Below are 26500 nucleotides of genomic sequence, written 5' to 3' on the forward strand. Positions count from 1 at the left end.
TGCTTTTTTTTATGCTCGTGTTATCGGGGTCCTTCCATTCTCCGGGACTTAGAGCGGTGCTTCCGTTTAGCCATTTTCTTTTTGTGTTCAGTGTGCCAGGCTTCAAACTGGGGATCCGTCAGAATGCCCCTGAGGTCTTTTTGAAATGCGATTTCCCTGTCCAGCCACTGATTCATCCGGGCAAACCGCTCTTCCGAATCTTCAGCTTTGTGATCGTTTTCTTCCGGCTTTCGATTTTCACGACTCTCCAGACGCGTATCAAGGTGTTTTTTAAGCACGTCTTCCAACCGGACTTGCTGCTGTTCATCCAGGCCGAGCGCAAGGGTCATTCGTTTGGATTCGATAGTAGCCTGCTGCGCCGTGGAAAGTTGCGTTTGAGATTCACCCCTCTGGGAGTGCTTTTGGGATTTGTGCTGTGCGTGGACTCCAAAACCAAGAAGGAGTGCGCAAAGTGCAATAGCTTTTTTCATGTGTTCGATTTTAAGGTGTTTCTACCTTAGAATCACATTTAGCCTGCACGTTTAATGGGTAGTGTTGATTTTGTAAAAGATTTAACAGAAGTGGTAATGTGGGAATTGCCGGGGTGTAGCGCTTTAATCAGTGCTGATTACAGCAGGGTATCCTGGTCAGAGAAATCGAGGGTCCCATTCATGGATATTTCCTGTGACTGTTTAATCGGTTCTGAACCCGTGCTATCATCCATCTGTTGATAGAGGACTGCACTGAGGATAAAGGCAAAAAGATAAATCAGGCTTTTGACTTTGTAGTTCATGATTTTGGGGGTTTTGATTATGAATCCAAATTAGAAATTCAAACAGCACCTATTTTTCTTTTGTTGTAAGGCAGGGGTATTTTGTTGGGAAAGGGTGAAAACCTGTGGGCAACTTCGAAAAGCCCTTTTGGAAAAAGCCCTTCGAAATTGCCGTTTATCGGTTTTTTAGGAGTTTCGCAGATTCCTGCCAGGTCTAGCGCGGATTCAGGATTGTTTCAATCCGGTCTGCAACATCCTCCAGATGATACCTTGTCATCGCATCTGAACTTCTGCCTGCAGCCGTACGGGCCTGACGTTGAATTCGGCTGAGCTCAGCACGGGCCACAGATCGGATATCGGACTGACTCGTATTTAAAGCTGTGGATTTACGGTACCCGCCCCGGTCATTCGCCCTGCTTTGATTTTCTGCAGTGAGCAGATAGTGCAGCCGGTCTATATGCGCTTTTTGGAGGTTCCTTCTGTAGGTGTCAATTTTGGCTCCATCAGAGAGCTCAGACCAGAGTCCGGTTCTCAAATCCTTCATCATTTCGGCAAGGCTATAGGCGTCATCCCCGTTCAGGGCTTCATCCTCAATTAAACGGGCCATTTTACCCAGGCTCAGTACATTGTTCAGGGTACGAACCTGAAGCCCTCTTATCCGCTCAACAGCTCCGGAGTATTCAATACGCCCGAAAATGTCATTATCCAGCAGCCACTCCGGGGTTTCGAACAGTTGTTCATGTAAAAATTCCATGCATTTTTCCTGGTGCTCACGGGGTACATGGGTGTAAACGGGCCCCTCCTGATCATAGGTTTTGTGGTTTTCATACACCCCGCCTATATTGTTGGACACATGACCCATATAACGCCTGTACTGGCTGATGACCTGTCCGTAGAGCTCGTCGAGATCGTCGTAATCCTTCCCTTTTTCTTCAGTCCATTCGATCAGGTTGGGAACGATACGCTGCAGGTTCATGATGCCATAGGTGCTCGCCCGTACGGCATCATCTCCCAGGTCTTCGGTTTGAGAACTTGGGTCCACCACATCTCCGATCTGCTGATGGCCGAAACGGTATAGCGGATCCCCGGCGTGTTCCAGTATCCAGGCATCGAGAATGGGCTTTTCTTCTTCGGGACTCTTACCGGGAAGCGGCTTATAGCCCCACCGGATCGCGTATTTGTCGTAGATACCAATATTAGGCATTAAGGCAACACCCTCATCTCCGGGCTGGGCTACGTAGTTAAAACGCGCATAGTCCATAATAGAAGGGGCAGTGCCGTACTTTTTTGTGAACTCGGCAGATCTGAGCGAATCTACGGGGTATGCAACACTGCTTCCCATATTGTGTGGAAGGCCTAAAGTGTGTCCCACCTCGTGGGAAGAGACAAAACGAATCAATCGGCCCATTACGGCATCCTCAAAATCGACTTTTTGTGCATCGGGGTTAATCGCTGCGGTTTGCACAAAAAACCATCCCCTGAGCAAGCTCATTACATTGTGGTACCAATTGATGTCGGATTCCAGGATTTCGCCACTTCTCGGATCACTCACATGGGGTCCGCTGGCATTTTGTACAGGGGAAGCCAGATATCGGACCACGGAATACCGGACATCTTCCGGAGACCATTCGGGATCTTCCTCAGGACTTGGCGGGTCTTTTGCGATAATCGCGTTTTTAAAGCCAGCTGCTTCAAAGGCCTCCTGCCAGTCCTCAATCCCCTGCTTAATGAAAGGGACCCATTTTCTGGGGGTTGCCCTGTCAATGTAATACACTATGGGCTTTTTAGGCGCTACGAGTTCGCCCCGGTTAAACTTTTCCAGGTCCTCCTCCCTGACTTCAAGACGCCAACGGTCCAGAAAACGAACCGTCTCACTTTTTTGGGCTTCAAGGCCGTAATCCAGCTGTCCACGGGCAAACCAGCCTACCCTGCGGTCAAAATATCTTTTTTTCATGGGTTCTTCCGGAAGCAAAATCATCGAATTATTGATTTCGATGGAAATGGAACCAAGGCTTGTGTTGGAAGGGGGGTTCGAGGCATTATAGGTTTTTACATGCCTGCCCTCGATATTCAGGGGGTAGCTGCGTACGGACTCTATGTAACTTCTGTTGTCATCGAGGCGGGTCACTTTATAGTTTTTGCGGTAGCGTTCGGGCATACCCAGCGCTTTTACATCCTTGGTGAAGAGTTCATCCATTTGGATTACGGTAACCGAATTCAGGGAATCCTCCTTGACTGCTTTGATGTCAAAGGCATACAGGACCGGTTCGAAATTCGAATTCACCACAGCCTCGTGTACCGGGAGGGAGTCAGCGGCAACCACATCATGGCTGACGACACGAAGGAGTACTTGGGTTGGCCTTTTTTCCCATCTAAGGACCTGGGTATTAATTTTTCCACCACCGAAGCCTATGCCAGAAGCTGTTTTGGCTATCCGACTAACCATGAGCATTTCCCGTCCGAACAGGGAGTCTGGTATTTCGTAATACCATTTGTCTTCGATCTGGTGTACATCAAAAAGGCCCTGGTCTGTTATTGCATCCTCGGTGATAACCTTAGCGTAGGGCTTAATGCCGTTTTTAGATTTTTTATCCTCGCTTTTTGGCGTTTCCGCTGAGGTTTTCTCCTTCTTTTTAAAGAGTTGTGCATTGGCCGGCTGAAGCGATCCGAAAAGGAGGAAGGCCAGTAAAGCCAGCGGCATTGGGGGTTTTAAAAACATTTCTGGAGCGTAATTTTTGAGGTTCGCCCGCAAAGAACTTAATTTTAAGGAGAATTTTATGTTAATGGAATATTAAGGTCAGGAACCCCTAATTTAAAATACTAATGGGCCTCCAGGGTTTAGGAAGCTGTTCGCCGGCAAAGGGTAATGGCCTTTTAAGGCCGGAAAATCTTTTTAGGGGATATGCCCAAATCAAGAACGTGTAACAAATTGGCAATTATCACGTCTATTAATGTAACAGCCTCGATTACTATGTGTTGAGATTAGTTGAAGGCATCTACATAGGATGGTACTGCGCAATACGGTCCACTTTTGAATTAGTTAGCTGGAAGGCCCCTGTCAACACGGGGGTTTTGCATTTTTCAGAAGAGGAGTGGCATCACAAATTGAAAGATGAGTACGAGCAGGACCACTGAAATGAAATTGAGGATCACTCCTACACGGGCCATTTCGTGAACCTTGATATATCCACTGGCAAAAACGATTGCATTGGGAGGTGTGGCCATCGGCAGCATAAAGGCGCAACTGCTCGCAATGGTCACCGGGATAAGCAGATGAAGCATTGGGATATCCAGGCCAATGGCTATACCTGCGACAACGGGTGCAAGGACGGCTACAAGGGCCACATTGCTCATGAGTTCGGTCATAAAAAGCATGAGGAGGATCAGCAGGAATGCGGTAAAAACTATGGGCACATCGGCAGTGGCAATAGCTGAGGAAACCAGATCTACAATACCGCTTGCAGACATCCCCCGGGCAAGGGCGAGCCCGCCCCCAAAAAGGATCAGGATTCCCCATGCGAGACGGGTAGTATCTTTCCACTCGAGGATAAATTGCCCTTTTCTAAGATTGAAGGGAATTGCAAAAAGGGAAATCGCAGCCAGCATGCTTATGCCCGTATCAGAGAGTCCCAGACCGGGTATCCATTGGTTGATCAGGGTCCGGAATATCCATAAGAACACCGTAACTCCAAAAATGTAAAGCACCATTTTTTCCCTGGGACTGGGCGGCCCCAGTTTATGTAATTCATCCCGGATCACAGATTGGGATGCGCCGAATTTCAGACCTCTGCACGGAAACATCCATTTGACCAGTACCAGGTAGGAAATCCCGATAAGGATGATCGAAATTGGAAGGCCGATGGTCATCCAGCGCAGAAATGAAATTTCAATCTGGTACTCATTTTCCAACAACCCGATCAAAACAGAATTGGGCGGGGTTCCTATAACCGTTGCAATCCCCCCGGCATTTGCAGAAAATGCAATCCCCAGCATGACGCTTAGGGCAAAATTCTTGTCTTTTTTCGTAAAGCCATCCTCGTCCTGAATCAGGAGTTGGATTACGGACAGGGCAATAGGCAGCATTACGACCGTACTGGCCGTGTTACTGATCCACATGCTCAGGGAGGCAGTGGCAATCATAAACCCAAGAATGACTTTTTCGGGGGTAGTCCCCGTCAGGTTTATAATCGTCAAGGCAATTCTTCGGTGAAGATTTACTTTTTCCAAAGCAAGTGCCAGCACAAACCCGCCGAAGAAAAGAAAAATTATAGGACTTCCGTAATTCGCACCTACATCCGTGAGCGGCATGACACCCAGGAGCGGAAACAGCAGCAGGGGCAGCAGGGCAGTTACCGAGATGGAAACGGCTTCGGTAATCCACCAGACGATCATCCAACTGGCCGTGGCTAACACGGCATTGGCTTCGGGATGGCCGGGTATCAGGTCCGGTATCAGGCTCAGCACAACAAATAGTAGAGGCCCGAGAATTAATCCGATGGATTTTGACAGGTGCATGCGCCCTAAGATACTACGACTCTTTTAAATAACACATCAGGGTTTCACCCTCTTTGGAAACGGAGGCTAACCCCAGCTTGGTCAGGCCCTTGATCGCCTTATCCCAGGCTTTGTTACTAAGCCCGGCCTGCTCTTTGAGCTTTGCCAGAGGGAGCGGGGACTCGGCTTTTAAAAGTGCGCGTATGGTTTTTTCCTGTTCCGAAAGGTCGAGGGGTTTCTTTTCGGGCCGCATTTGAGGAAAAAACAGGACCTCCTGTATGGAGGCATTATTTGTCAGTAACATCACCAGGCGGTCGATTCCGATTCCAATCCCGGAAGTAGGCGGCATTCCGTATTCCAGAGCCCTGAGAAAATCCTGATCGATAAACATGGCCTCATCATCCCCTTTTTCAGAAAGCTGAAGTTGTTCTTCAAAACGTTCCCGCTGGTCGATGGGATCATTCAACTCCGAATAGGCATTGGCGATTTCCTTCCCGTTTATCAGGAGTTCAAAACGTTCGGTAAGCCCGGGTTTGGATCGGTGCTCCTTGGTCAGGGGGCTCATTTCCCTGGGATAGTCAATGATAAAAGTGGGCTGTACGTAGTGATGCTCGCAGAAATCCCCGAAAATATGATCGATAATTTTTCCTGAACCCATGGTAGGGTCGAGTGGAAGTTCCAGTTTTTCTGCAACTTCCCTCAGTTCCGTTTCCGCCATCCCAGTGAGATCATAACCCGTATGGGTTTCGATGGCCTCGAGCATTGGCACCCGGGGATAGGGGGCTTTGAAATTTATTTCCTGTTCCCCTACCGAAACCTGGGTGCTTCCTGTAGTTTCAACTGCTACTTTTTCAAGTAATTGTTCGGTAAGCTCCATCATCCAATTGTAGTCCTTGTAGGCCACATAGAGTTCCATTACCGTAAATTCCGGATTATGGGTACGGTCCATCCCCTCATTTCTGAAATCCTTGGCAAACTCGTAGACCCCTTCAAAGCCACCTACGATGAGGCGCTTCAGGTAGAGTTCATTGGCAATGCGCAGGTAGAGCGGAATGTTCAGGGCATTGTGATGGGTGACAAACGGCCGGGCAGTCGCCCCTCCCGGGATGGGCTGTAATATTGGCGTTTCTACTTCCAGATACCCTTTGTCATTAAAAAAAGTTCGGATGCTGTTCGTTATCCGGGTGCGTTTAATAAAGGTTTCCCGCACCTGGGGATTGACCACCAGATCCACATAGCGTTGTCGGTACCTTAGTTCCGGGTCGTTAAATTCATCATAGACACGGCCCTCGGCATCCTTCTTGGGCAGGGGCAGGGGTCTGAGCGCCTTGCTCAAAACCGTCAGGCCCGTTACCAGGACTGTCTTTTCACCCACTTGTGTTTTAAAGAGTGTGCCTTCAACGCCGATGATATCTCCGATGTCAAGGAGCTTTTTATACACTTCGTTGTAGAGGGTTTTATCTGCGCCCGGACAGAGTTCGTCCCGGTTGAAGTACAGCTGAATCCGCCCTTCGCTATCCTGTAATTCTGCAAAAGAAGCCTTTCCCTGAATACGTCGTGACATCAGCCTTCCGGCAAGGACCACCTTCCGGCCTTCTTCGAAGTTTTCATGAATGTCGATCGTTTGTTCCGTAACCGAAAACATGGCGGCGGGATATGGATCGATACCCAGCTCCCTGAGTTGCTTTAGTTTCTCTCTTCGTACGATTTCCTGCTCAGAAAGTTGCATGTCCTAAAGATTTAAGCCGCAAAATTACATTATTTAAAAAAAGCGGAAAGCTGGTTGTTATTAATTGATGGAATCTGTGAACGCCTACGGGTCATTTATGATAAAACTCATAGAATTTATAGCCTCTTATCGCTTCTTTTGTCTATTAATTTCTCGGGCACTTTTATCTCCAAAACACCGATATGGAACTGACCCGAAAAATAGCACAATGAGAACCTGATACTATAAAATAAACTGGATTATGAAAAATCACATATTTGCATTCCTGCTGATACTTGGAGGGATATTGACCCTCACCAGCCAGGAACTGGCTCCGTACATTAAAGTTGTTGAAACTCAGGAAACGATAGAAACCGTTTCTGAAAGGATTTTGAATGCCCTGAATCAGGAGGGATTTGAGGTGTTGGGAACCTACCACCCTGCCAACAAGGGATCCCTGAAAGTAATCGCATTTACCCGAAAAGATCTAAAAAACACAGTGGTAAAGGTCGCTGACCGCGGAGCGCTCGGCGCTGTAATGAAGGTGGGCCTTGTGGCTAAAGAAGGAAAGGTTACCGTGTCCTGTACCAATCCTGACTACCTTTTAAGGGCTTATTTGCGAGAGGCATACGGAACCTACAAAAGTACACTGGAAGCTTTTACCGCAGATCTGAATACAGCCTTGTCGTCTATCGGTGCCGATTTCAAACCCTTTGGAGGAACCGTGGAGGCGGACAAGCTAAAGGATTATCATTACAAAATAATGATGCCGTATTTTACCGATCCGGTGACGCTGGGGGAATACACCTCTTTTGAGGAGGGCCTAAGGACCATTGAAAGCAATCTTAAAGCGAAGAAAGGTAATACCCTAAAAGTGTATCAACTGGTTTACCCGGACAGAAAAATTGCTGTCTTTGGGGTCGGCCTCATGGACAAGGAGGATGGCGAAGCCCATTTCTTGCCCATAATCGGAGAGGAACATGTGGCCGCAATGCCCTATGAGATTATTTTACAAAACAACACGGCCACCATGCTTCATGGTAAATACCGGATCGCCCTGCATTGGCCGGATTTAACCATGGGGACCTTTATGAAAATAATGAGCACGCCTGGCGATATTGAAGACGCCCTCGAAGCAGTTTGTATGCCTTTGGGCTCGGGTTCCTGAAAGGGAGATCCAGGATGGTGTCCCAGCAGGAGTGCTTTGTTGGGTTAGAACAAAAAGCCCCTTTAAATTTTTGAGGGGGTTTTTTGTGTTAAGGTGTAACAATTGCGGCGGTTTTGTGTCCAATAAGCAAATCAATTGCGATTTTTGCGGCTATGAGTTTCCTGCGAGTGTTACTGGCTATTATTTTCCCCCCCTTATCTGTCATTGGAAAGGGGTGTGGCTCTTTTCTGATCGTATTCCTGCTTACCCTTTGCGGTTGGGTTCCCGGGGTTATCGCTGCCCTCGTTATCCTCAATAATCCTAATTAAGCTTCCGTACCTTTGTAACATGAATAAAGTTATCACCTATGAGGACCTGGGCTTCAGGGATTACAAAGAAGTTTGGGAATACCAGGAGGAGCGTTTTCAGGAAATCCTGAATATCAAAATTCAGAACAGGAGGCAAGGAACCCAGTTGCCTACCCCCAACCACTTTATTTTTGTGGAACACCCTCATGTGTATACCCTGGGGAAAAGCGGGGACCTCGGTAATTTACTGGTTTCGGAAGCGGAACTCTCCCAGAGGGGTGCAAATTTCTACAAGATCAACAGGGGAGGGGATATTACTTACCATGGTCCCGGACAGGTGGTGGGCTATCCGATCCTGGATCTGGATAATTTTTTTACCGACATTCACAAATACCTCCGTTTTCTGGAGGAAATGGTTATTCGAACCCTCGGGGATTACGGTTTGGAAGGCAGGCGCTCTGAAGGGGAAACCGGCGTTTGGCTCGATGTGGGGACACCTCAGGCCCGTAAGATATGTGCGATGGGTGTGCGGGCCAGCCGTTGGGTCACCATGCACGGTTTTGCACTTAATGTAAACACCGACCTCTCCTATTTCGATTTGATGATTCCCTGCGGGATCAAGGGGAAGGGGGTTACGTCCCTGAGTGCGGAATTGGGCCGTCATATACCCATGACCGAGGTGAAATCGAGGTTAAAAAAACACTTTCGAACCTTATTTGAAACGATTCCTGAATAAGACTGGGTAACCAGCTGCTTATCGTCGAACCCGGTATACGCGTATACCGTTATCCCGATAGGGAACAACCAGTTCGGGATTCCGGTCGTTGTCTATATCTGCGATATCCGCCAGGCCATTGCCCTCTACCGGGAAACCGGAGAGCTCCTTTGCGGTACTTCGGAAGAGATGTACCTGCTGGCTTTGCAGATCGGTAACGGCCACATAGATAATGTCGTAGAGGTAAAACAGTTGGGGTGGGGTGTAGACCCCGAGTTCCAATGTGGCTTCATTCGCCTTGACGCGGAATCGGTTGTCATCCATCAGGGTCAGGGTTTTGGTGCTCGCATCCATACCGTGATCCGGGCTCAGGTTCAGGGCGGTTCGGCCGATCTTACCACGGGTATCGATACTGATGAGGTTTCCTTTTCGATCTGTAAATGCAAAGCCGTTTCGGTATCCGAAGACCCCATTTGCCGAAAATTCGAAGCGTTCCTTCACGCTGATCCGACGATCCCCAACACGGTTCAGGATCTTGAGCTCACCGCTCTCGAGCTGAAATACGAGGTAATCCCTGCTTCCAAATCTAAAGTGCTTTGGCTCGGAGATCACAGGGCTTCCGGTATCCTTCAGTTTAAAACCCGAAACAGTCCTGCCCTGTCCGTCGAACATATAGACTTTCGGCCCCTGGGTGACCAGCAGGCGATAATTTCGATTTTGTTCATAATCGAAAACTGCAAGAGGGTTCAGGTTACCGCCTTTAAAGGTCTTGGGGAAAGGAGATACTTCTTTCCCGTTCCGATCGAGAACCATCAGTTTGTCGCTTGTGGTAAAGGCCATTTGCAGTCGGCCATTTCGAAAGAGGTCTACCTGTTTGATATCGCCCTGGACGGGGCTTCCAAGATCTTTTTTCCATCGCAGTACGCCGGAGTTCGAAAAGAGATAAAGGGTGTTTTTTTCATCCTGAACGACAATATCCATGGATCCGTCCCGATGATTTTTAAGGAACTGCGGCCGCGTGATTGCAGGAGCTTCAAGGTCTGCGGTGAACACTTCTTCTACCCCGTCATTACCCCTGCTCAGGAAATCCTTATCCAGAAAGAGATAAGAACCGATACTAAAGGATTTCTCAAGGTTCCATTGGGACCCGAGAATATATCCGTCCGGGAGTTTTTTAAACAAGGCTGATGAGAGTTCCGTCACAACCGGGGAACTGGCAATCAGCTCAGAGGTTGCAGGATTCTTTGAAATAAGGAGTACACTGGATTCGGATGCCAGTGAAGGATTCAGTTTTTCGAATTCCGGCGTGGCCTCAAAAGTATCCTTGCGATTCTTGTGGCTGATCAGGCCCTGCATCGCTTCCAGGGATGCCGAGAAGATAAAAGTATCTTCGAGGGTGGCATAGAATCGTGGGGTGGGTAAATTCGGGAGCAAATGGACAAAAGTATCATGCAGCAGATTGGTTTCCTCCAGGGTGTAAATCAGAACCCCTTGAAAATCTGTGCCTTCACCCTTGAAAGGACGTAATTCTTCTTCGATCACCGAAGCATTCAGGGTATGTAGAATCAGGATTTGAGAATTGCCAACTTCGACAGCACTGAGCTGTTCCACACTTTCCAGCAGGAGTAGATTTGGATTTTCGTTTTTGAGCAGAATAGCTTGATTATCTCTAAATCGCCCGGGTTCCTGGAGGGTATAGCAAATCCAGCTGTCTGCATTGCCCGGAATCATTGAGGCAGCCCTTTGAAGGGGTAAAGCTGGAATGGAGCGGAGCAGGTTAGCAGACACTTTGGTGCTGTCCGTCTCGGTTTCCATGCGCTGAAACCCGAGGGAATTCCTGCCGGCAAGCATATCATATGACGACCAGCCCCCTGCATTTCGGGACTTCTTTTGAATCGGGATATCGTTGAAAGGGTCCTGAGTTCCCTGGGCGAGTAACAGGGTGGCCATAGCTGTAGGACCTGAGGCAGCCAGTGTTTTCTGAATACCTTCGGGCCTGTCAGCCGGCTCCCGCAGTACCCGATTAAGATAGCGTTGGGAGGAAGCGAGTACTGGAACATTGTGAAAATGGGCAAAGTGGAGGTTTGTACTGTCAGGCAAATCCCAAAGTGGTGAAGATGCCTCTGATCCGCTGGCCAAAGTCGTATCGGTCACAACCTGAAGCCCGGGGAGCAGCAATAACCACTCTCCCGGGTCCATAAGCGAATCTCTCAAAACGAGGAGGGATCCGGCAGGTGGATCCAATTCCAGGACGGTTTGCAGGGATTGTCGCCATGGGATGGCCTCACTGCCCAGAAATGTATTCAGAAGTTCTGAATTCCGATACTCCGAAATAAATTGCTCTGGCTTATTGATTTTCATGACCAGTGTCGCAGAGCTGGGAATGAGTTCTTCTGACTGAACCGTTTCTGGTATTTCCGGGGCGCAGGCCACGAAATACATCATGCTAACGAAAAGGAGGAATCTATATGTGTACATCCCGGGATTTTCTTCCAGCAAAAGTACTATCTAGTAGTTGATTTTCAACTGTTCTTCCTTTAATCTGAAACTTTTTCGATGGTGAGGTGTCGGCCCATATTTTAACAAGGCATCCCGGTGCGCCTGAGTAGGGTATCCCTTATTGCGGGCCCAATGATACTCAGGAAACTCCTTATCAAGGGCTCTCATAAGGTCATCCCTGCTGGTTTTTGCAAGTATAGATGCTGCGGCGATATTCATAAAGCGGCCGTCTCCCCGAACGAGACATTGATGGGGTATTTTACCATAGGGCTTAAAACGGTTACCGTCCACAGCAATGGCAAGAGGCCGAGGTTGAAGCTGGTCGAGTGCCTGGTGCATCGCCTCGATAGAGGCGTTTAGTATATTGATGCGGTCAATTGTCGTATGAGAAACATGCGCAATACCGTAGGAAATGGCCGATTCTCGGATAAGGAAAGCCAGTTCTTTCCGATGGGCCTCGGAGACTTTTTTGGAATCGTTGAGGAGCGCATGCTCAAAACCCTCCGGAAGGATGACTGCTGCTGCCGTAACGGGGCCGGCAAGACAGCCTCTTCCCGCTTCATCTGTACCAGCTTCGAGGAAACAATTGTAGAAGGGTTTAAGCATATTTAAGTTTACGCAAACGTTTTGTTTAATTAAAAAAGAATAATATTCAACAAAAAAGTTAAAGTTTTGATGAATATGCAGATAATTTTCAAAAATAGAATGGAAAATGTAAAAGAAGGGAATTCTTTAACATTTGAGCGTTGAGAGGGGCGAACTTCTTTGGAAAAGTTACACAGAATTGAGATTTTTGCGACGGCTAATTCAAAACATCAATTAAATGAGATCAAAACTTTCATGGATTCTAACACCGCTTTTGGTGCTATTGAGTCTTTCTTTCTCCTTTGCACAGGAGAGAGCGGTTTCGGGTAATGTAGTGGACCAGGATAATGTCCCGTTACCCGGAGTTTCGGTGGTTGTAGTAGGTACAGCCCGGGGAACACAAACAGACTTCGATGGGAACTACTCCATCAGGGTAAATTCTAATGAGACGCTTCGCTTTACTTACATTGGGCAGAAAACCGTTGACAGAAATGTCGGAACGGCCAATGTCATCAATGTTCAGATGCAGGAAGATGCTGAGGCACTTGAAGAAGTAGTAGTTCAGGGGTACCGTACTGCTACCAGGGAAAAATCCAGTATTGCTTCCCAAACGGTTTCTGCCGAAACCATTGAGAACCGACCCAATGCTAACGTGATTCAAACCCTATCCGGTCAGGTAGCGGGTCTGGACATCAGCACGGGAAGTGGTCAGCCGGGAGCGGCTCCAACAGTTCGGCTGCGTGGTGTGAACTCCATTAACGGAAACACGGCTCCGCTTTACATCATCGATGGCACACCCGTAGATGAGGACAACTTCAGGAGTATCAACCCTCAGGACATCGAATCTGTCGACGTACTTAAGGATGCTGGTGCTACCGCTGTTTATGGTAACAGGGGTGCAAACGGGGTTATCCTGATCAAAACCAAGAGAGGAAAATTCAACACACCTCTTGCGATTAATTATACAGGTATCTTAAGTTACAGTAGCCTGCAGGATAACGACTACAACCTGATGGATTCCCAGGAACAATTGACTCTGGAGAATCAGAGAGGTGCCGGAAGGGGTGCTACACTTACTCCCCAGGAAATTGCAGCTGCCCCAACTTTTGACTGGGCGGATTTCTTTTTCAGAACAGGTCTTACGCAGAACCACAACCTCACCTTACAAAGTGGGGGTAAGAATTTCACGCAGTTTACCTCTCTGGGGTATTTTGATCAGGAAGGTATTCTTCAGGATTCTGACCTGAAGCGTTTCAGCATCCGGAACAATGTTACCGGTAGGTCCGAAAATGAGCGCTTCAACTATGGGACAAACCTCTCCATTAACTATTCTGAATCCAACGAACCGAATGCGATTGGTGGTTCCGGTATTAACAGGAACTATATCCTTGGGGCCTATCAGTCCGTTCCTTACATCACACCGGACGATTATACCAATGGTGAAGACTTACTTTCTCCACTGTTGTTTTCCAATACACCACTGTTCTTATTGGACAGGTTGCTCACTTATACCAGGAGGGAAGACGAGGTTAAGATCATCGGGAGTTTTGATGCCCACTACAAAATCACTCCTGAACTCACTGCAAATATTGTAATGAGTGCGGATTATCAAAGTGAATTCCTCACCCGGGCTGAAGGACCCGAGTCTTTCAACGCCCTTCTTTTTGGAGGTGCAGAGAACCCGACTTCTGGTTTCCAGCAACAATCAAGTACACGCCAGTTTACCTATAACCAGGTAACTTCCCTGAACTATGCAAATAGCTGGGGACGTCACTCAGTAGATGCTGGGGTTTATACGGAATACTTTAAAGCACACTTCCGGCAGTTTGGTTATTTTGCCAATGGTTTGGATCCCAAGACCTTCTATCCGGGAGATGGTTCCGGTCTGATCCCGGTCCGCTTCGACCAGGACGCTCAGGCACTTCTTTTCGTCGATACGGCTAATGCTCAAATCCTCAACGCTGGACTCTTCTCGTACTTTGCGCAAGCAGATTACGATTATGACACGCGTTATGGGTTTACGGGGACGATTCGTCGGGATGCTTCCTATCGTTTTGCAGGAAGTAACAAATGGGCGACCTTCTATTCTGTTGCCGGTCGCTGGAACATCCACAATGAGGCCTTTATGGATGGATCGGTTTTCGATCAGTTGAAACTCCGTGCCTCTTATGGTACAGCGGGTAACCAGCGAATTTCTGGAACAACCTACTTCTCTGCTCCTGACCTTACGGAAAACTTTTTCGCAACGGGTACAGGTTATGCGAATCAAAACTCACTTTTCCTGAGCCAGATTGCAAACACCACGCTGAGATGGGAAACCGTAACACAATTCGATGTGGGGGTTGACTTTCAAATGTTCGACTCTAAGGTTAGAGGAACTGTGGATTACTATGACAAGAAGACGTCAGACCTTTTCCAGAGCACTCCGGTTTCCGCTATTAACAGTGTAACCTCCCTGGATGCGAACACAGGGGAACTTTTTAACCGCGGATTTGATTTTACCCTGAATTGGGATGTGATCCGCAGCACCAAGGCTGATGGGTTTAACCTGACCTTGAACGGAGTCGGAAACTTTAACGAAACCGAAATCGCTAACGTTCCTACAGACAACGGAGAGGTTTTAAATGCAAATGACAACCGTGTAGGACTTAGAAATGGTGGTGTTTTCAATGAATACTTCCTCCTGCGTTATGCAGGCGTTAACCCTGCAAACGGGAATCTTTTATTCCTCACTGCAGACGGAGATGTTACAGAAAACCCTGATGCAGATACGGATCGGGTTTGGCTTGGTAAAAACCTTATTCCGAAATGGCAGGGAAGTTTTGGATTCAATATGGATTTCAAAGGTTTCTTCATGACGACACAGTTCAATTATGTGACTGGTGTTGATCGATTTGACAATGACCTTTCAGGATTCCAGAACCCGGATAACATTGGGCAATTCCGAACTACCAGGGACTTGCTGCGGGCATGGACTCCAGAAAACCGTGTTACGGATATTCCCTCCTACGATGCGTTTAACCGTGCAGCGTTTACCTCAGACCGTTACCTGAGAGAAGCAGATTATGTACGTTTGAGATTCCTTCAGTTGGGATATAACTTCCCACAAAGGTTCATCGAGAAAACCGGTTTTTCCAGGCTTCGGATTTTTGGAAATGCGGAGAACCTGTTTACATGGACAAAGTGGAGAGGGTTTGACGCCGAGGCTCAAAATAACACCTCCAGGCTTTACCCAACCCCTCGGATAATTTCCTTAGGAGTTGAATTAGGATTTTAAAAAAACAGAGCGATGAAAAAAATTAAAAATATACTACTGACATTTGGTGCTGTTGCCGGCCTGGTTGCCTGTAACGACGCCATTGATATCCAACAGCCAGGACGTCTGGATGCAGAAGCAGCTTTTCAGTCTGTTGATGATTTGCAGGCCGGTTTGTTCGGAGTCTATGACAACTACGACATTTCAACGGACATAGCATTTCAGTCGATCTTTACGGATGAATTGTCTATCGGTTTTGACAATGGTGGTCAAGGTTTAGCCGATTACGGGTTTGTACTCAATGCGGGGAGCGCTGCTTCCCAGGTTTTCTGGACCAATGGGTACGATCAGCTCAATGCGGCTAACCGATTAATCGAGGCTGCTGAGAACCTGGATCCTGAGGAAATTGCAGAGGATCCTGAACTTTACGATCAGGTACTCGGTGAGGCTTATGCCTTGAGAGCATGGGGACATTTTATCCTCCTGTCTTATTACAGTACAGATTACGCAGATGATAGTGCATTAAGTGTTATCAATCTTGATTTTGTACCTACCATTGACCAGCAGTTGCTGAGAAATACGAATGGGGAGACTTTTGAACTGATCCAGGCAGACCTTAATCGGGCCAATGGGTTGTTATCGGATGATACCGCCAACAAGACACGTATCAACAAGGACTTCGTTACAGCGCTTAGAGCGCGAATTGCGGCATATCGTGAGAATTATGCGCTTGCAGCGACACTGAGCCAGCAACTGATCGATAAGTATCCTTTGGCTAACCGGGCGGAGTACGAAGCGATGTTCCTCGACGAGTCTGACGGTGAAGTCATTTTCAAACTTGAGCGTACGGCTAACGATAACTTTGACGGACAGGGAACGACAGGAAGCGCCTTTGCAGGTGGTTGGGCAGGTGCCCGATTTGCATTTGTTGACGCAACCCTTTCCGGATCGCCGTATTTCGAGATGGGACGATCTTTGTTCAACATTATCGATCCAAATGATGTTCGGTACGATGTTATCGTGGCCCCATCCAGTTTGATCGACCCGGATTATGAGGTAAACCAGAATCCGGCAACGGATATCCTGGTGATCCAGAAGTACCCCGGTTCTGAAGGACAACCGTTGATGAACGACCTGAAAATCTTCAGGTCTTCTGAGATGTATCTGATTCGTGCTGAGGCTGCTGTAGCCCAGGGGAATCTTGGCGTTGCCGCCGGGCTGATCAAAGACATCAGGGATGCCCGCTTTGGAGAAGACACAACCGCCCCAAGCTTTGGTTCCCAGACAGAGGCCTATGCAGCGATCCTTGATGAGCGAAGAGTAGAGCTGGCCTATGAAGGACACCGTTACCTGGACCTGAAGCGCCTTGGAGCACGGGCAAACCAGGGAGTGCTTAAGGATCCGATCGATTGTGCCTTTAATGGTGCGTGTACGCTTTCTGCGGATGATTTCAGATTTACACTTCCATTGCCAATTATCGAATTCAATGGAAACCCTGGATTGCGCGAGCAACAAAACCCAGGATACTAACCAATAAAAGCTAAAATGATGAAAAAATATTTTTATATCCTTTTTGCCAGCCTGGGAATGCTCGTGTCTTGCGAGGAAGACCTTGTGGTATACGATCCGGGTGCAGGTTATCTTCAATTTTCCAGCACTTCAGGGACAATTGCTGAAGGTGCTCCTGAAGGTCCCAATGTAACAACGGTTCTTGTAGGAGCCGGGGAAAACCCAAATGGGGTTACCGTTAATTTCACGGTAACTGCAGACGACCCTTCCAGGTTTGTTATTGAGCCATCAAGCGGTAGCCTCGAGATTCCTGCAGGAGAATTTAGCGGCGAAATCGTTATTACCCCTATTGACAATGTTGTTGTTGACGGGGATATGGATATCGTCCTTGAACTGACCACCGGAAGTAGCCTTCCAGTGGGAATTGATGGAACAGGGGTGGAATCTAATACAAGAACTGTGACCTTAATTGATGATGACTGTCCTGTAGACCTCGGTCAATTTACGGGTACTTTCGACGTGGACGAAGTCTTCACTTCTGGAGTAAACGAAGGCCTGACACTTTCAGGGGCTTTTGGTCAGAGTTATCAGATTGAGATGGTTCCACAACCAGGAGATGAAACCGGAACAAAAGTGGTAATCACGAATTCCGCCGGGTTCAACGAGTACATTCCCGATGGTACGGTAATGACCTTACTCCCATGCCCTGGTGCAGTCGAGTTTTCTCCACTGCCATTGAGTCTGGCCGGTGGTTTTGCCGACCTCGCTATTGAAGAGGCTGTGTTTAACGAGAGTGAAGGCAGTGTAACGGTTAGTGGTCCTCTTGGAGGGTTCGGACCTTATGAGTTCGTTCTGACGAAACAGTAGTCTCCATACCTTTATTTATAAATTTAAAAGCCCGCCGCAAAGCGGGCTTTTTTATTTGTTCCTTCTTGCATACTTGCGGGAATCTTAAGCCAATTCAGGCCGAGTAATCGGTAAGGATAGAGTGTCTTCCTTTTCTTCGGGCGACGCGATTGCTCCCGGATACAGTTTTATTGATGTTTAATTTCGATAGTACTCAAATTGAGCGGGCAAAGGTCTGCAGGAGTATGTTTCTGCATTGAAGACAAGCCGTGCTGCGTTTGGGTTGCTGAACCGTATTCAGTTCCAAAGGAGGGGATAAAACAAAGTGTCTAACACCAATGCTCATAGGGGGGATAAACCAGCGTATAGCCCCATAAAAAAACCCGCCCTTTCGGGCAGGTTTTTAGGCGTTGGTTCCTGGTTCCTGACTATAGGGCGTTCAGGTAATTGATGAGCTGCAAAAGCTCCTCTTCAGTTCTAAGCTTTAGCTTGTTCTTTTTGATGTAGTCCTGGGCCTCTTTTGAATCCAGGATTTTCTCGATATCCTTTTTCCTGAGCTTGATTTCCTTCGCCGGGCTGCCTTCGCGGGCCAGGTAATATCTGATGTCATCGTCAAACCTCGCCGGCTTATCGGTGGTATACGATGAGGTGGCGGGTTCAGCTTCCATAAAGACCTTTTTATAGCGTTTCAGGAGTCGGGTCTCTCCTTCGTTCATTTGCACGAAATACCCTTTTGATGTGCCGGACCCCTTTTCATAGGACTCTATTTTAAACATTTCGCCTCCTACTTTTGCCCAGACATAATCCCGCATAAAAAGGGTAGAAATCCCATTATTCCCCTGGATTTGCATCTCGTCCTGGTAGGCGTTATAGCGCATCATCGCAGGATAGGGCTTTTCGTTTTCCGTATACACCATTCCGCTTACAAAATCATCCGTGAGATAGGGCGACCCTTCCAGGTTTGCGGGAAGATTGTCATTGACGCCGCCGGACGTATTATTTCGCAGGTACTCCGAAGGGAGATCTAAACTTGTTGTCTGGGCGGAAAGTGATGCGGCCAAAGCAAGGCCAAGACCAAATAGCAAATATTTTTTATTCATTTTAAAGGTTTAAAAGATTCATATTGGTAAAAGCAAAAATTATACCGGGTTTGAGGTCCTGTGTTATTCGACTCTGAATACAAAAACTTCCGAATTGGTGACGTTTTCGGCTGAATCTATTGTCGCAACTTGCCAGTAATAAGTGTTACCGGACTGCACATTTGTTTCCAAAGTCGATCCGGTAATTCCGGTTTCCAACAACGGAGGCGGATTCTCCGTGCCGAAGGAAATCGTATATCTACTGATATCGTTGTCCACATCAGCCCCGCTCCATTCCAGGACTACCGTGGGAGTCGTGCTGAGCGTTGCACCCCTTGTGGGCGCTACGGCCTGAGCAGGGAAAGGGGCGTAATTGCTTATTCCCGGACCTGCGTTGAAAAATCTCCAGGTAGGGCTGCTGGCAGTTTCAGAAGTGCCGTTCGCCCGGGATACCACAAACCACTCGTAGGGAACGCCCCTGAGCAATAGGACAGGGGACGAAGTTCCGGTGCTGCTGGTCACTGAGGTTGTCCCGGAATTGAGGTTCCTGAGGTTTATCTGATAGCTATCCGTGTTTTGGGAGGCATTCCATTGAAATACGACCTGACTCTGGGTCGGGCTTATTACATCTCCTTCCGTACATTCGGAATTATTGTCCGGAAATACCAGCGAAGTGGCTGAAGGGGCCGGGATGGGGTCGGGATCTCCTCCGCCATCTCCACCACCGTTACTATCACCACCACAGGAAAGGAATAGGAATGTAATTCCTGCGAGCAGGAAAGTCGCTGTAAAATTTAATCGGTTCATCTCTTGATGATTTTATAACTGTATAATTGCTCCAGGTGGGTCACATTGAGGAGGTAGACTCCTTTGGCAAAACCATCCATATTAATTCGGATTTCACCCTTATTGATCACCACTTCTTTATTCAGAAGGCTGCTTCCGGTGATGGAGAACATACGAACCCGGATTTTAGCCCCGTCTTCAGCAGGAACAAAAACCCTCAGATCGCCCGTATCAATCGGATTCGGCAGGGCAATGGGCTGTTCTGTAAGGTTTATCGACTGCGTATAGATACCCTGGCATTCCTGATCCGTGCGAACCTCCAACTGGTTTACAGGTCGATCCAGTTTTAGCGTAATCTGGGAGGCGGTCGTCTGGTACCGCTGACCATTCAAAAGGATGCTGTACTGTTTGCCTCCTTTTAAATCCAGGGTAATCTCTTTTCCAAGGGTACTGACCTTACCACTGACAGACAGATCTTCAGGCTCAGGGACCTCCAGATCATAGCAGACCTCAAAATCGGGTTCTCCCGAAACTGTAAGGCATAGGGTATAGGTCCCGGAATTCAGATTTTCAAAATCAGTGTTTGCCGTAAACTCCTTTGTGTCGTTTACCCCTTCTCCACTAAGCGTGGCAATATAGTCCAGGGTTTCGGATGCCTCAATGGTAATACTCCCATTGTTGGAGGAGCGACAACTTTCTCCCTGTGTCTGGACCAGAAAGTTTGTTGCGGGGAGGGTAAAGACCGGACAGCCGTCCAGGCCAACAACAACTCCCGCTTCCGTACCCGGACAATTGTCCAGGTCATTCGGAACCCCGTCATTGTCTTCATCTTCATCGCATACATCGCCTACGCCATCACTATCGGCGTCTTCTTGTCCGGGATTGGCAGTTTTTGGACAGTTGTCCTGCACATCAGGGATACCGTCGTTATCATCGTCCGGATCACATAAGTCTCCAAGGCCGTCCCCGTCGTTATCCGCCTGGTCGGCATTGGCCACAAGCGGGCAATTGTCATCCGCATCCAAAATCCCATCGTTGTCATCGTCCTCGTCGTCTTCAAACCCGGTGAGTGAAAGGTCATCGATCACCACGCCTTCTTCGTTCTCCAGGGGATCTGAATGAAATACAATGCGGAAGACCACATCGGTTTCCCGGGTTAAATCCGGTTCGCCCAGGGCCGCATTTGCTACAAAATCATAGGCATATTCTGTCAGCGTGGCGTTGGTCCCGGTCCATTGGGCCCCCGGACAATTCTGACAGTCATCAGCAGCCCCGGAACTTTCGTTTGTCCGGTCACTGGTATACCAGTTTGGCTGGCTGTTTACGGAACCCAGCACGCTCCAGGTACTTCCCTGATCCGTGGAATATTGCACATAAACAATGTCAAAATCCTGTTCCAGTTCATAGGCCATCTGAAACCGCAAAACCGGTGCCAAAACTTCTGACAGATCGTAGCATGGGGTAAACAAATACGCCTTTATCCCATCCCCGTGGTTCCCATCGAGATTGGTGCCGTAAACTTCTGTGCCGGAAGCCGCCTGGTTCAGCACAGTTCCCGAAGGAATGCCCTTTTCCCAGAGTACAGCATCCTCACCTTCATTAAAGGTCAGCAATGCGGTCCCGGCCCCTTCAAAGTCATTTGTTTCATTGGCGACATCGGCTTCATTGATGTAGAAGGTATGGGTGACTGCATTGTTGTCAGCGAAGGTATCGCCATCTACAGTAACACGAACCTCTAGTTGGACTTCCCCAATTTGGGAAATACTTACTGAAGGCAGACTGATCTCCGTAGCTTGTCCGTTCTGAAGGCTAAGGGTTTCCGTTATTGGATTTTGATCATCCCCATTGATGGAATACGCGATTTCAACTTCTGTTATGGGGTTGATCCCGTTGTTCTCAACGGTGATCTCCGGGACGAAGCTTCCGCATAATACAGCCCCGTTGGCCGGACTCAGGCTTGACAACCGGATGTCATCGTCAGGTATTTGAACCGGGATAGGAGACTGCCATACCCCCCGTCCATATGTACTGGCAGTAATAATTTCGTCGTCCAGGGTAATTTCCAAATCACTGACAGCTGTACTGGGTAAACCTTGAAAATAGGGTTCCCACTGCGGGTCAGTTTCTGCGGCCTCGGCGGCTGCAATTATGGCGTCGTCTATGCGATAAACCCCTAAACTGGTGCCCACATAGACTGGATTATCGGTATGCCTTCCCTGATGTACGATTGCAAAAAGTGCCTGATCTTCGGGCAGATCAAAGGTGTAGTCTATTTCTCTCCCGGCATCCCCGCTCGCTGAAACCGGAACTTTCCAGACCTTGCGCTGGGTATCGCTCAACTGCCTGCTTTGACGGATGCCTACGCGAAGCGAGGTGATCACATAAATGGCTGAGCCATCGTCGGTGTCCACTGCAATGTCTGAAATGGTAAAATCTGCGTTAAAAAATGCCCTGAAGGTCTCACCCCCGTCATCGCTTCGATACACAAAAGTGTCTTCGGCCGCATACAATACCTCCGGGTTGGTGGGATCGACGATCAGGTCTTCCAATACATCTCCCTGATCCGTACCTCCAAAATCATTGGTGGAAACTTTTTCCCAGCTGTTGCCCATGAGTTTATATACCCCATCAAAACCAGCGTATACCGACCCGTCACCGCCTATGGCCAGTGGTGTAATCCAGTTGCCATTCAGCAGGTTGCCCTGCCCATCCCGGGGTGGCCGGACCACTCCGATGGACTGGCCTGAGTCCGAGGAGATATTCAGGGTACCTCCAAACTGGGTAAATCCGTATACGAGGTTATCATTATTCGGGTCGATCACATTATCCATGCCGTCTCCCCCGTGGTAACCATTCCAATTCCCCTGATTTAAGATCTGTCCCCCGTTGTCCTGCAGGCCCCCGATCATTTTGGTGGCATCTTTTGGCGAGACGGTTAATTTGTAAAACTGCCCGATAGCCATTCCGTTGGTCACGTCCCTGAAAGTGCTTCCTGCATTTTCAGAGATGTAAATCCCGCCATCAGTACCGGCAAAGAGCCTGTTGTTGAAAAATTTTAGGGTATGGATGTCTGCATGCGTATAGGAATCATCATTGATAAACCACTCACTGAGTTTGAACCAATTGTCGCCCCCACTGGTACTCTTCCATACATTGAGGCAGCCCATGTATAACTCATTCGCATTGGTGGGGGAAACTTCCAGTGCCAGGTCAAACCATGCCTGGGAAGACTCCATGATGTTCGTGGTGTTTGGACTTTCGTCAAAGGTTACCCCGCTATCTTCTGATTTGTACAGACCCTGAAAAGTGAAATTCTGGCTGCTGGTATTGGCCGCAAGGACATAAAGGAATTCGGGATTCGCCGGGGTGACGCCCAGGACGACCCTCCCGGCCGAAGTAGGAAGCACCCCGTCTTCATCTAATACCGCATCAAAATCGCCCCCTCCATTTGTAGATTTATAAAAGGCAGTAGCATTTCCACGGCCGCCAATATGGGCATTGGCAACGGCGTAAACGGTGTTCGGATCACCGGGTTTGAGTTTAAAGTCTGAAATATACCCGGTCTGAACTCTGTCAAACGTGTTTCCTGCATCTGTAGACTTATACAATCCACTGCTCGTGCCTACCCATATGATATTTGAATTGGTGGGGTCGATCACCACTTCATTCATCAGGGAATTCTCATTGGTATTCGATGGGTTCAGTCCGGTTTCATTCCAGGATTGTCCCCCATCTGTACTCTTAAAAACACCTATGCTGTAGGAATCCGCTGCATCATCATCTCCTGTGGTGATGTAAATGGTATTTGAGTTGTTCGGGTCTATCGCAATTCCGGATATACCAATTTGTGGGAAATCATCGAACAGGTTGTTCCAGCTCCCTCCGGCATTTGTCGATTTCCAGATGCCGCCGGCCGGGGCACCTGCATACCAAATGTCTGGGTTGTTCGGATCAACAGCTATGGCATTTATCCTTCCGGTTCCGGGAAGTCTTCCAGAGAATACTCCGACATCCACAGGGCCAACCGTATTCCAGTCGGCAACGGGATTTGGATCTTTACCCGCCAGGTTTTGTTTTGATTTCCAGCTATCCCAAAGTTGTTTGGAAGTGGGCAGATTACCCTGTTGGTCCGCCAGGTAGCTCCAATAAAATTCCCAGCGCTTCATGGGCTTATATCCACTTCCCTTTTTAGACCGATCCCGATCTTTCCAGTACGACTGCAGTGCTTGCTGATATTCTATCAGGTTGATCGCTTTGCCTGGGGAATTCGAAAAAATAGGGGATATGCCATTCTCATCCTGAAGAGAAGGTGCGTTTTGGTCCGATTGGGCGAATAGCACCCCCCCTGCCAAAAGGCAGCATAGCATTAGGAACCGGTTCATAACAATTTTTTTATAAAGATGCTGAAAAATCAGGAGTTTTTCAATTTTTGACGTTCATCAATCGCTTATTTAAGATAAGATTTTCAGTGATCCTCCAGTCATTGTTTACGCGTTGCATCGGGCTTTTGTGAAATCTGTTGCAATCTGAACAAAAAAAGTACCTTTGCCTCGAAGATGTCCACTATGCGGTCCTTACTTGTGCTCCTGATTCTGCTCTTTGGTCTTTCCGTCTCTGGACAGGAGGATGTTCGGCCCTCCAGTCGAAAACAGGATACCAGCAGATTAAAGAAAAGAGCTTTCAACCCTGAAAAATCAGAAGATCCGGCGGATACCCTCACCATCAAGGACTATAAGATAATTTCGCATGCCAGGGATACAACCTATCTGGATACTTCCCTGACCATACAAAAAGAGTATAGGTACAATTACCTTCGACGTGACGATTTTGAACTGATGCCTTTTTCAAATATCGGCCAGCCCTATAACCGGCTGGGAGTCAATTTGAATAAGGTAAAATGGTACCCACAGATCGGGGCCCGGGCACGCCATTTCAATTATTACGAAATCGAAGATATCTCCTATTATAATGTCGCGACACCCATGACGGAGCTGTTCTTTAAAACGACCCTCGAAAGGGGGCAGCTCCTGGATGCAGTGCTGACGTTCAACACCTCACGCAGGCTAAATTTTTCCATTGCCTATAAGGGCTTCCGCTCCCTGGGTAAATACAGGGAGGACGAAATGACCTCCGGGAATTTTCGCACGACCTTAAATTACAGTACCGAAAATGGCCTGTACCGAATGAGGACGCACTATGTGAGCCAGGATATACGGGGTCAGGAAAATGGTGGGCTTCTGAATAAAGAAGACCAGTTCGAATCCGGCAATCCGGACTTTACGGATCGTTCCAGAGTAGATGTGCGTTTCCGAAATGTGACCAACAGGGTCAATGGCAAGCGCTTTTTTCTGGACCATCAGCTGCGGCTCCTTGGGGGCAGGAAGGACAGTATTTCCCGTCGCGGCAGCCTGAACCTGGGGCACCAGTTCAGCTATGAGTCGAAGTATTATCAATACATACAGTCGGATAACAATAACGAGTACTTTGGTGAACTGATTTTTCAGCCTGTGGATGACAAGGCCTTCCTCAAGACGTACTACAATGAACTTCGACTTGGGCTTGAAAACAGAGTTCTGGGTAATCTTGTGGCGAAAGTGAGCCTGTTTAACTACAGTTATTATTTTACGAGTATTATACAGACTCCGGATGTGATTATTCCGAATCGGTTAACTGGCGAAGAACTGGTCGGGGGTGCCGAATGGAAGAAGGACTTCGGACCTTTTCGGATTCAGGCAGATGGAGGTATAGGACTGTCCGGTGACCTCACAGGATCGTTCCTGGACGCCAGTATAGAAGTGCCCATTCGGGATAAGCATGTATTTACCGCTGGGATTCATCACTCTGCCCGAAAGCCTGATTTCAATTTCCTGCTCTATCAGTCCGATTATCTGAATTACAATTGGGATAACAGCGGGGTTTTTGAGAACGAACAGGTTCAGAGCCTGTTTGGGAGATTTGCTTCAGATACATGGGGGACCCTGGAAGGGCAACTGAGTTCTGTAGAGAATTACACCTATTTCAGGTCCGTTGCGGATTCTGATGCCATCGAGGAAGGAGAGGAAAGAAGTTTCATCCGACCTTTTCAGGAATCCTCGCGGATCAACCACTTGAGGATTAAATACGAGAAAGAATTCAAGTGGCGGAAATGGGCGCTGAACAATACATTGCTATATCAGGAGGTAGATCAGCCGGATAATGTTTTGAACCTCCCCAGCCTGATTACCCGCAATACACTTTATTTCTCCAGTGATGTCTTTAAGAAGGCCATGTTCATTCAAACCGGGATTACCTTCAAATATTTTACATCGTATTATACGGATGGCTATAATCCACTTATGGCTGAGTTTTATGTACAGGACCGGGAGGAGAATGGAAATTTCCCCCTCCTTGATTTCTTTATAAATGCACGGATCCGACAGGCGCGGATCTATTTCAAACTGGAGCACTTCAATTCGCCGTTTTCTGAGAGCCGTTTTTATGCAGCTCCCGATTATCCCTACCGCGATTTTGTGATCCGGTTCGGATTGGTTTGGAACTTCTTTTCTTAAAAGTCTGCTTTTTTCTTCGCTTTTTTGGTTCTCTGAAAATGAACGCCTACTGCCCTGAAGGTTTTTAATTGCTTTTTCTTTAGCAAAAATCAAAATGTAAACCTTTATAAATCAATCGTATAAAAGTTTGGCAAAGTTTTATGTGATTTTTTTTCGAAAAGGGTTTGTGGAAGCAAAAAACCCTCTTTATATTTGCACCCGCTTTTCGAGGGAACTTGAGGGGTGTTTTAAGAGAAGTTCATTGACATACTGACAGACAGCGTAGCTCT

17 protein-coding genes are annotated in these 26500 nt (G+C 47.9%); 7 read left to right on the top strand and 10 right to left on the bottom strand.

The window, feature by feature from the left end; translation table 11 throughout:
- Window positions 1-20 precede the first annotated feature (20 nt).
- The 5 genes from QU605_RS08920 to lysS form a co-directional block, all read right to left on the bottom strand.
- Window positions 21-470, bottom strand: a complete 450-nt coding sequence (locus tag QU605_RS08920) for a DUF4890 domain-containing protein (protein ID WP_289724939.1) — start codon at window positions 468-470, stop codon at window positions 21-23.
- Between the two features lie 137 nt (window positions 471-607).
- Window positions 608-772, bottom strand: a complete 165-nt coding sequence (locus QU605_RS08925; protein ID WP_289724940.1) for a hypothetical protein — start codon at window positions 770-772, stop codon at window positions 608-610.
- A gap of 193 nt (window positions 773-965) precedes the next feature.
- The gene (locus QU605_RS08930; RefSeq protein WP_289724941.1) at window positions 966-3452 is read right to left on the bottom strand and encodes a zinc-dependent metalloprotease; all 2487 of its coding nucleotides are present in this window, start codon (window positions 3450-3452) and stop codon (window positions 966-968) included.
- A 380-nt stretch (window positions 3453-3832) separates the two neighbouring features.
- Window positions 3833-5266, bottom strand: a complete 1434-nt coding sequence (locus QU605_RS08935) for an SLC13 family permease (RefSeq protein WP_289724942.1) — start codon at window positions 5264-5266, stop codon at window positions 3833-3835.
- Window positions 5267-5279: 13 nt separating this feature from the next.
- Window positions 5280-6974: a lysine--tRNA ligase gene (lysS, locus tag QU605_RS08940; RefSeq protein WP_289724943.1), complete on the bottom strand. Its 1695-nt coding sequence runs from the start codon at window positions 6972-6974 to the stop codon at window positions 5280-5282.
- Between the two features lie 241 nt (window positions 6975-7215).
- On the opposite strand from lysS, the gene QU605_RS08945 reads away from it, so the two are divergent.
- From QU605_RS08945 to lipB, 3 genes are all read left to right on the top strand, one after another.
- On the top strand, window positions 7216-8121 hold the full coding sequence (locus QU605_RS08945) for a DUF302 domain-containing protein (RefSeq protein WP_289724944.1): 906 nt from the start codon (window positions 7216-7218) through the stop codon (window positions 8119-8121).
- A gap of 152 nt (window positions 8122-8273) precedes the next feature.
- Complete coding sequence (locus QU605_RS08950; RefSeq protein WP_289724945.1) at window positions 8274-8429, top strand: YqaE/Pmp3 family membrane protein; 156 nt, start codon at window positions 8274-8276, stop codon at window positions 8427-8429.
- 19 nt (window positions 8430-8448) lie between these two features.
- Window positions 8449-9144, top strand: coding sequence for a lipoyl(octanoyl) transferase LipB (gene lipB / locus QU605_RS08955; RefSeq protein ID WP_289724946.1), 696 nt, complete (start codon window positions 8449-8451; stop codon window positions 9142-9144).
- A gap of 18 nt (window positions 9145-9162) precedes the next feature.
- On the opposite strand, the gene QU605_RS08960 is transcribed toward lipB, so the two are convergent.
- A complete protein-coding gene (locus QU605_RS08960; RefSeq protein ID WP_289724947.1) occupies window positions 9163-11601 on the bottom strand; it encodes a hypothetical protein in 2439 nt (812 codons plus the stop codon).
- Window positions 11602-11631: 30 nt separating this feature from the next.
- The gene (rnhB, locus tag QU605_RS08965; RefSeq protein WP_289724948.1) at window positions 11632-12228 is read right to left on the bottom strand and encodes a ribonuclease HII; all 597 of its coding nucleotides are present in this window, start codon (window positions 12226-12228) and stop codon (window positions 11632-11634) included.
- Window positions 12229-12445: 217 nt separating this feature from the next.
- Between rnhB and QU605_RS08970 the strand changes: the two genes are divergently transcribed.
- From QU605_RS08970 to QU605_RS08980, 3 genes are read left to right on the top strand one after another with little or no spacing between them, the layout of a single operon-like run.
- The gene (locus QU605_RS08970) at window positions 12446-15484 is read left to right on the top strand and encodes a SusC/RagA family TonB-linked outer membrane protein (protein ID WP_289724949.1); all 3039 of its coding nucleotides are present in this window, start codon (window positions 12446-12448) and stop codon (window positions 15482-15484) included.
- 12 nt (window positions 15485-15496) lie between these two features.
- Window positions 15497-16993 carry a RagB/SusD family nutrient uptake outer membrane protein gene (locus QU605_RS08975; protein WP_289724950.1) on the top strand — a complete coding sequence of 499 codons (1497 nt, stop codon included), beginning with the start codon at window positions 15497-15499 and terminating at the stop codon, window positions 16991-16993.
- An 18-nt stretch (window positions 16994-17011) separates the two neighbouring features.
- Window positions 17012-17839: a hypothetical protein gene (locus QU605_RS08980; RefSeq protein WP_289724951.1), complete on the top strand. Its 828-nt coding sequence runs from the start codon at window positions 17012-17014 to the stop codon at window positions 17837-17839.
- 407 nt (window positions 17840-18246) lie between these two features.
- Here the strand turns inward: QU605_RS08980 and QU605_RS08985 are convergent, their stop codons facing one another.
- The 3 genes from QU605_RS08985 to QU605_RS08995 form a co-directional block, all read right to left on the bottom strand.
- The gene (locus QU605_RS08985; protein ID WP_289724952.1) at window positions 18247-18918 is read right to left on the bottom strand and encodes a hypothetical protein; all 672 of its coding nucleotides are present in this window, start codon (window positions 18916-18918) and stop codon (window positions 18247-18249) included.
- A gap of 63 nt (window positions 18919-18981) precedes the next feature.
- Window positions 18982-19704 (bottom strand): hypothetical protein, encoded by a 723-nt coding sequence (locus QU605_RS08990; protein ID WP_289724953.1) that lies wholly within the window; start codon window positions 19702-19704, stop codon window positions 18982-18984.
- Window positions 19701-24065, bottom strand: coding sequence for a thrombospondin type 3 repeat-containing protein (locus QU605_RS08995; RefSeq protein WP_289724954.1), 4365 nt, complete (start codon window positions 24063-24065; stop codon window positions 19701-19703). Before QU605_RS08995 ends, QU605_RS08990 begins: the two co-directional genes overlap by 4 nt.
- A 183-nt stretch (window positions 24066-24248) precedes the next feature.
- Here QU605_RS08995 and QU605_RS09000 point away from each other — a divergent pair, with 183 nt between their 5' ends.
- Window positions 24249-26231 (top strand): putative porin, encoded by a 1983-nt coding sequence (locus tag QU605_RS09000; RefSeq protein WP_289724955.1) that lies wholly within the window; start codon window positions 24249-24251, stop codon window positions 26229-26231.
- The last annotated feature ends 269 nt before the right edge of the window (window positions 26232-26500 follow it).

Origin of the sequence: Robiginitalea aurantiaca, assembly GCF_030380815.1 — a bacterium.
In the GTDB taxonomy this organism is placed as follows: Bacteria; Bacteroidota; Bacteroidia; order Flavobacteriales; family Flavobacteriaceae; genus Robiginitalea; species Robiginitalea aurantiaca.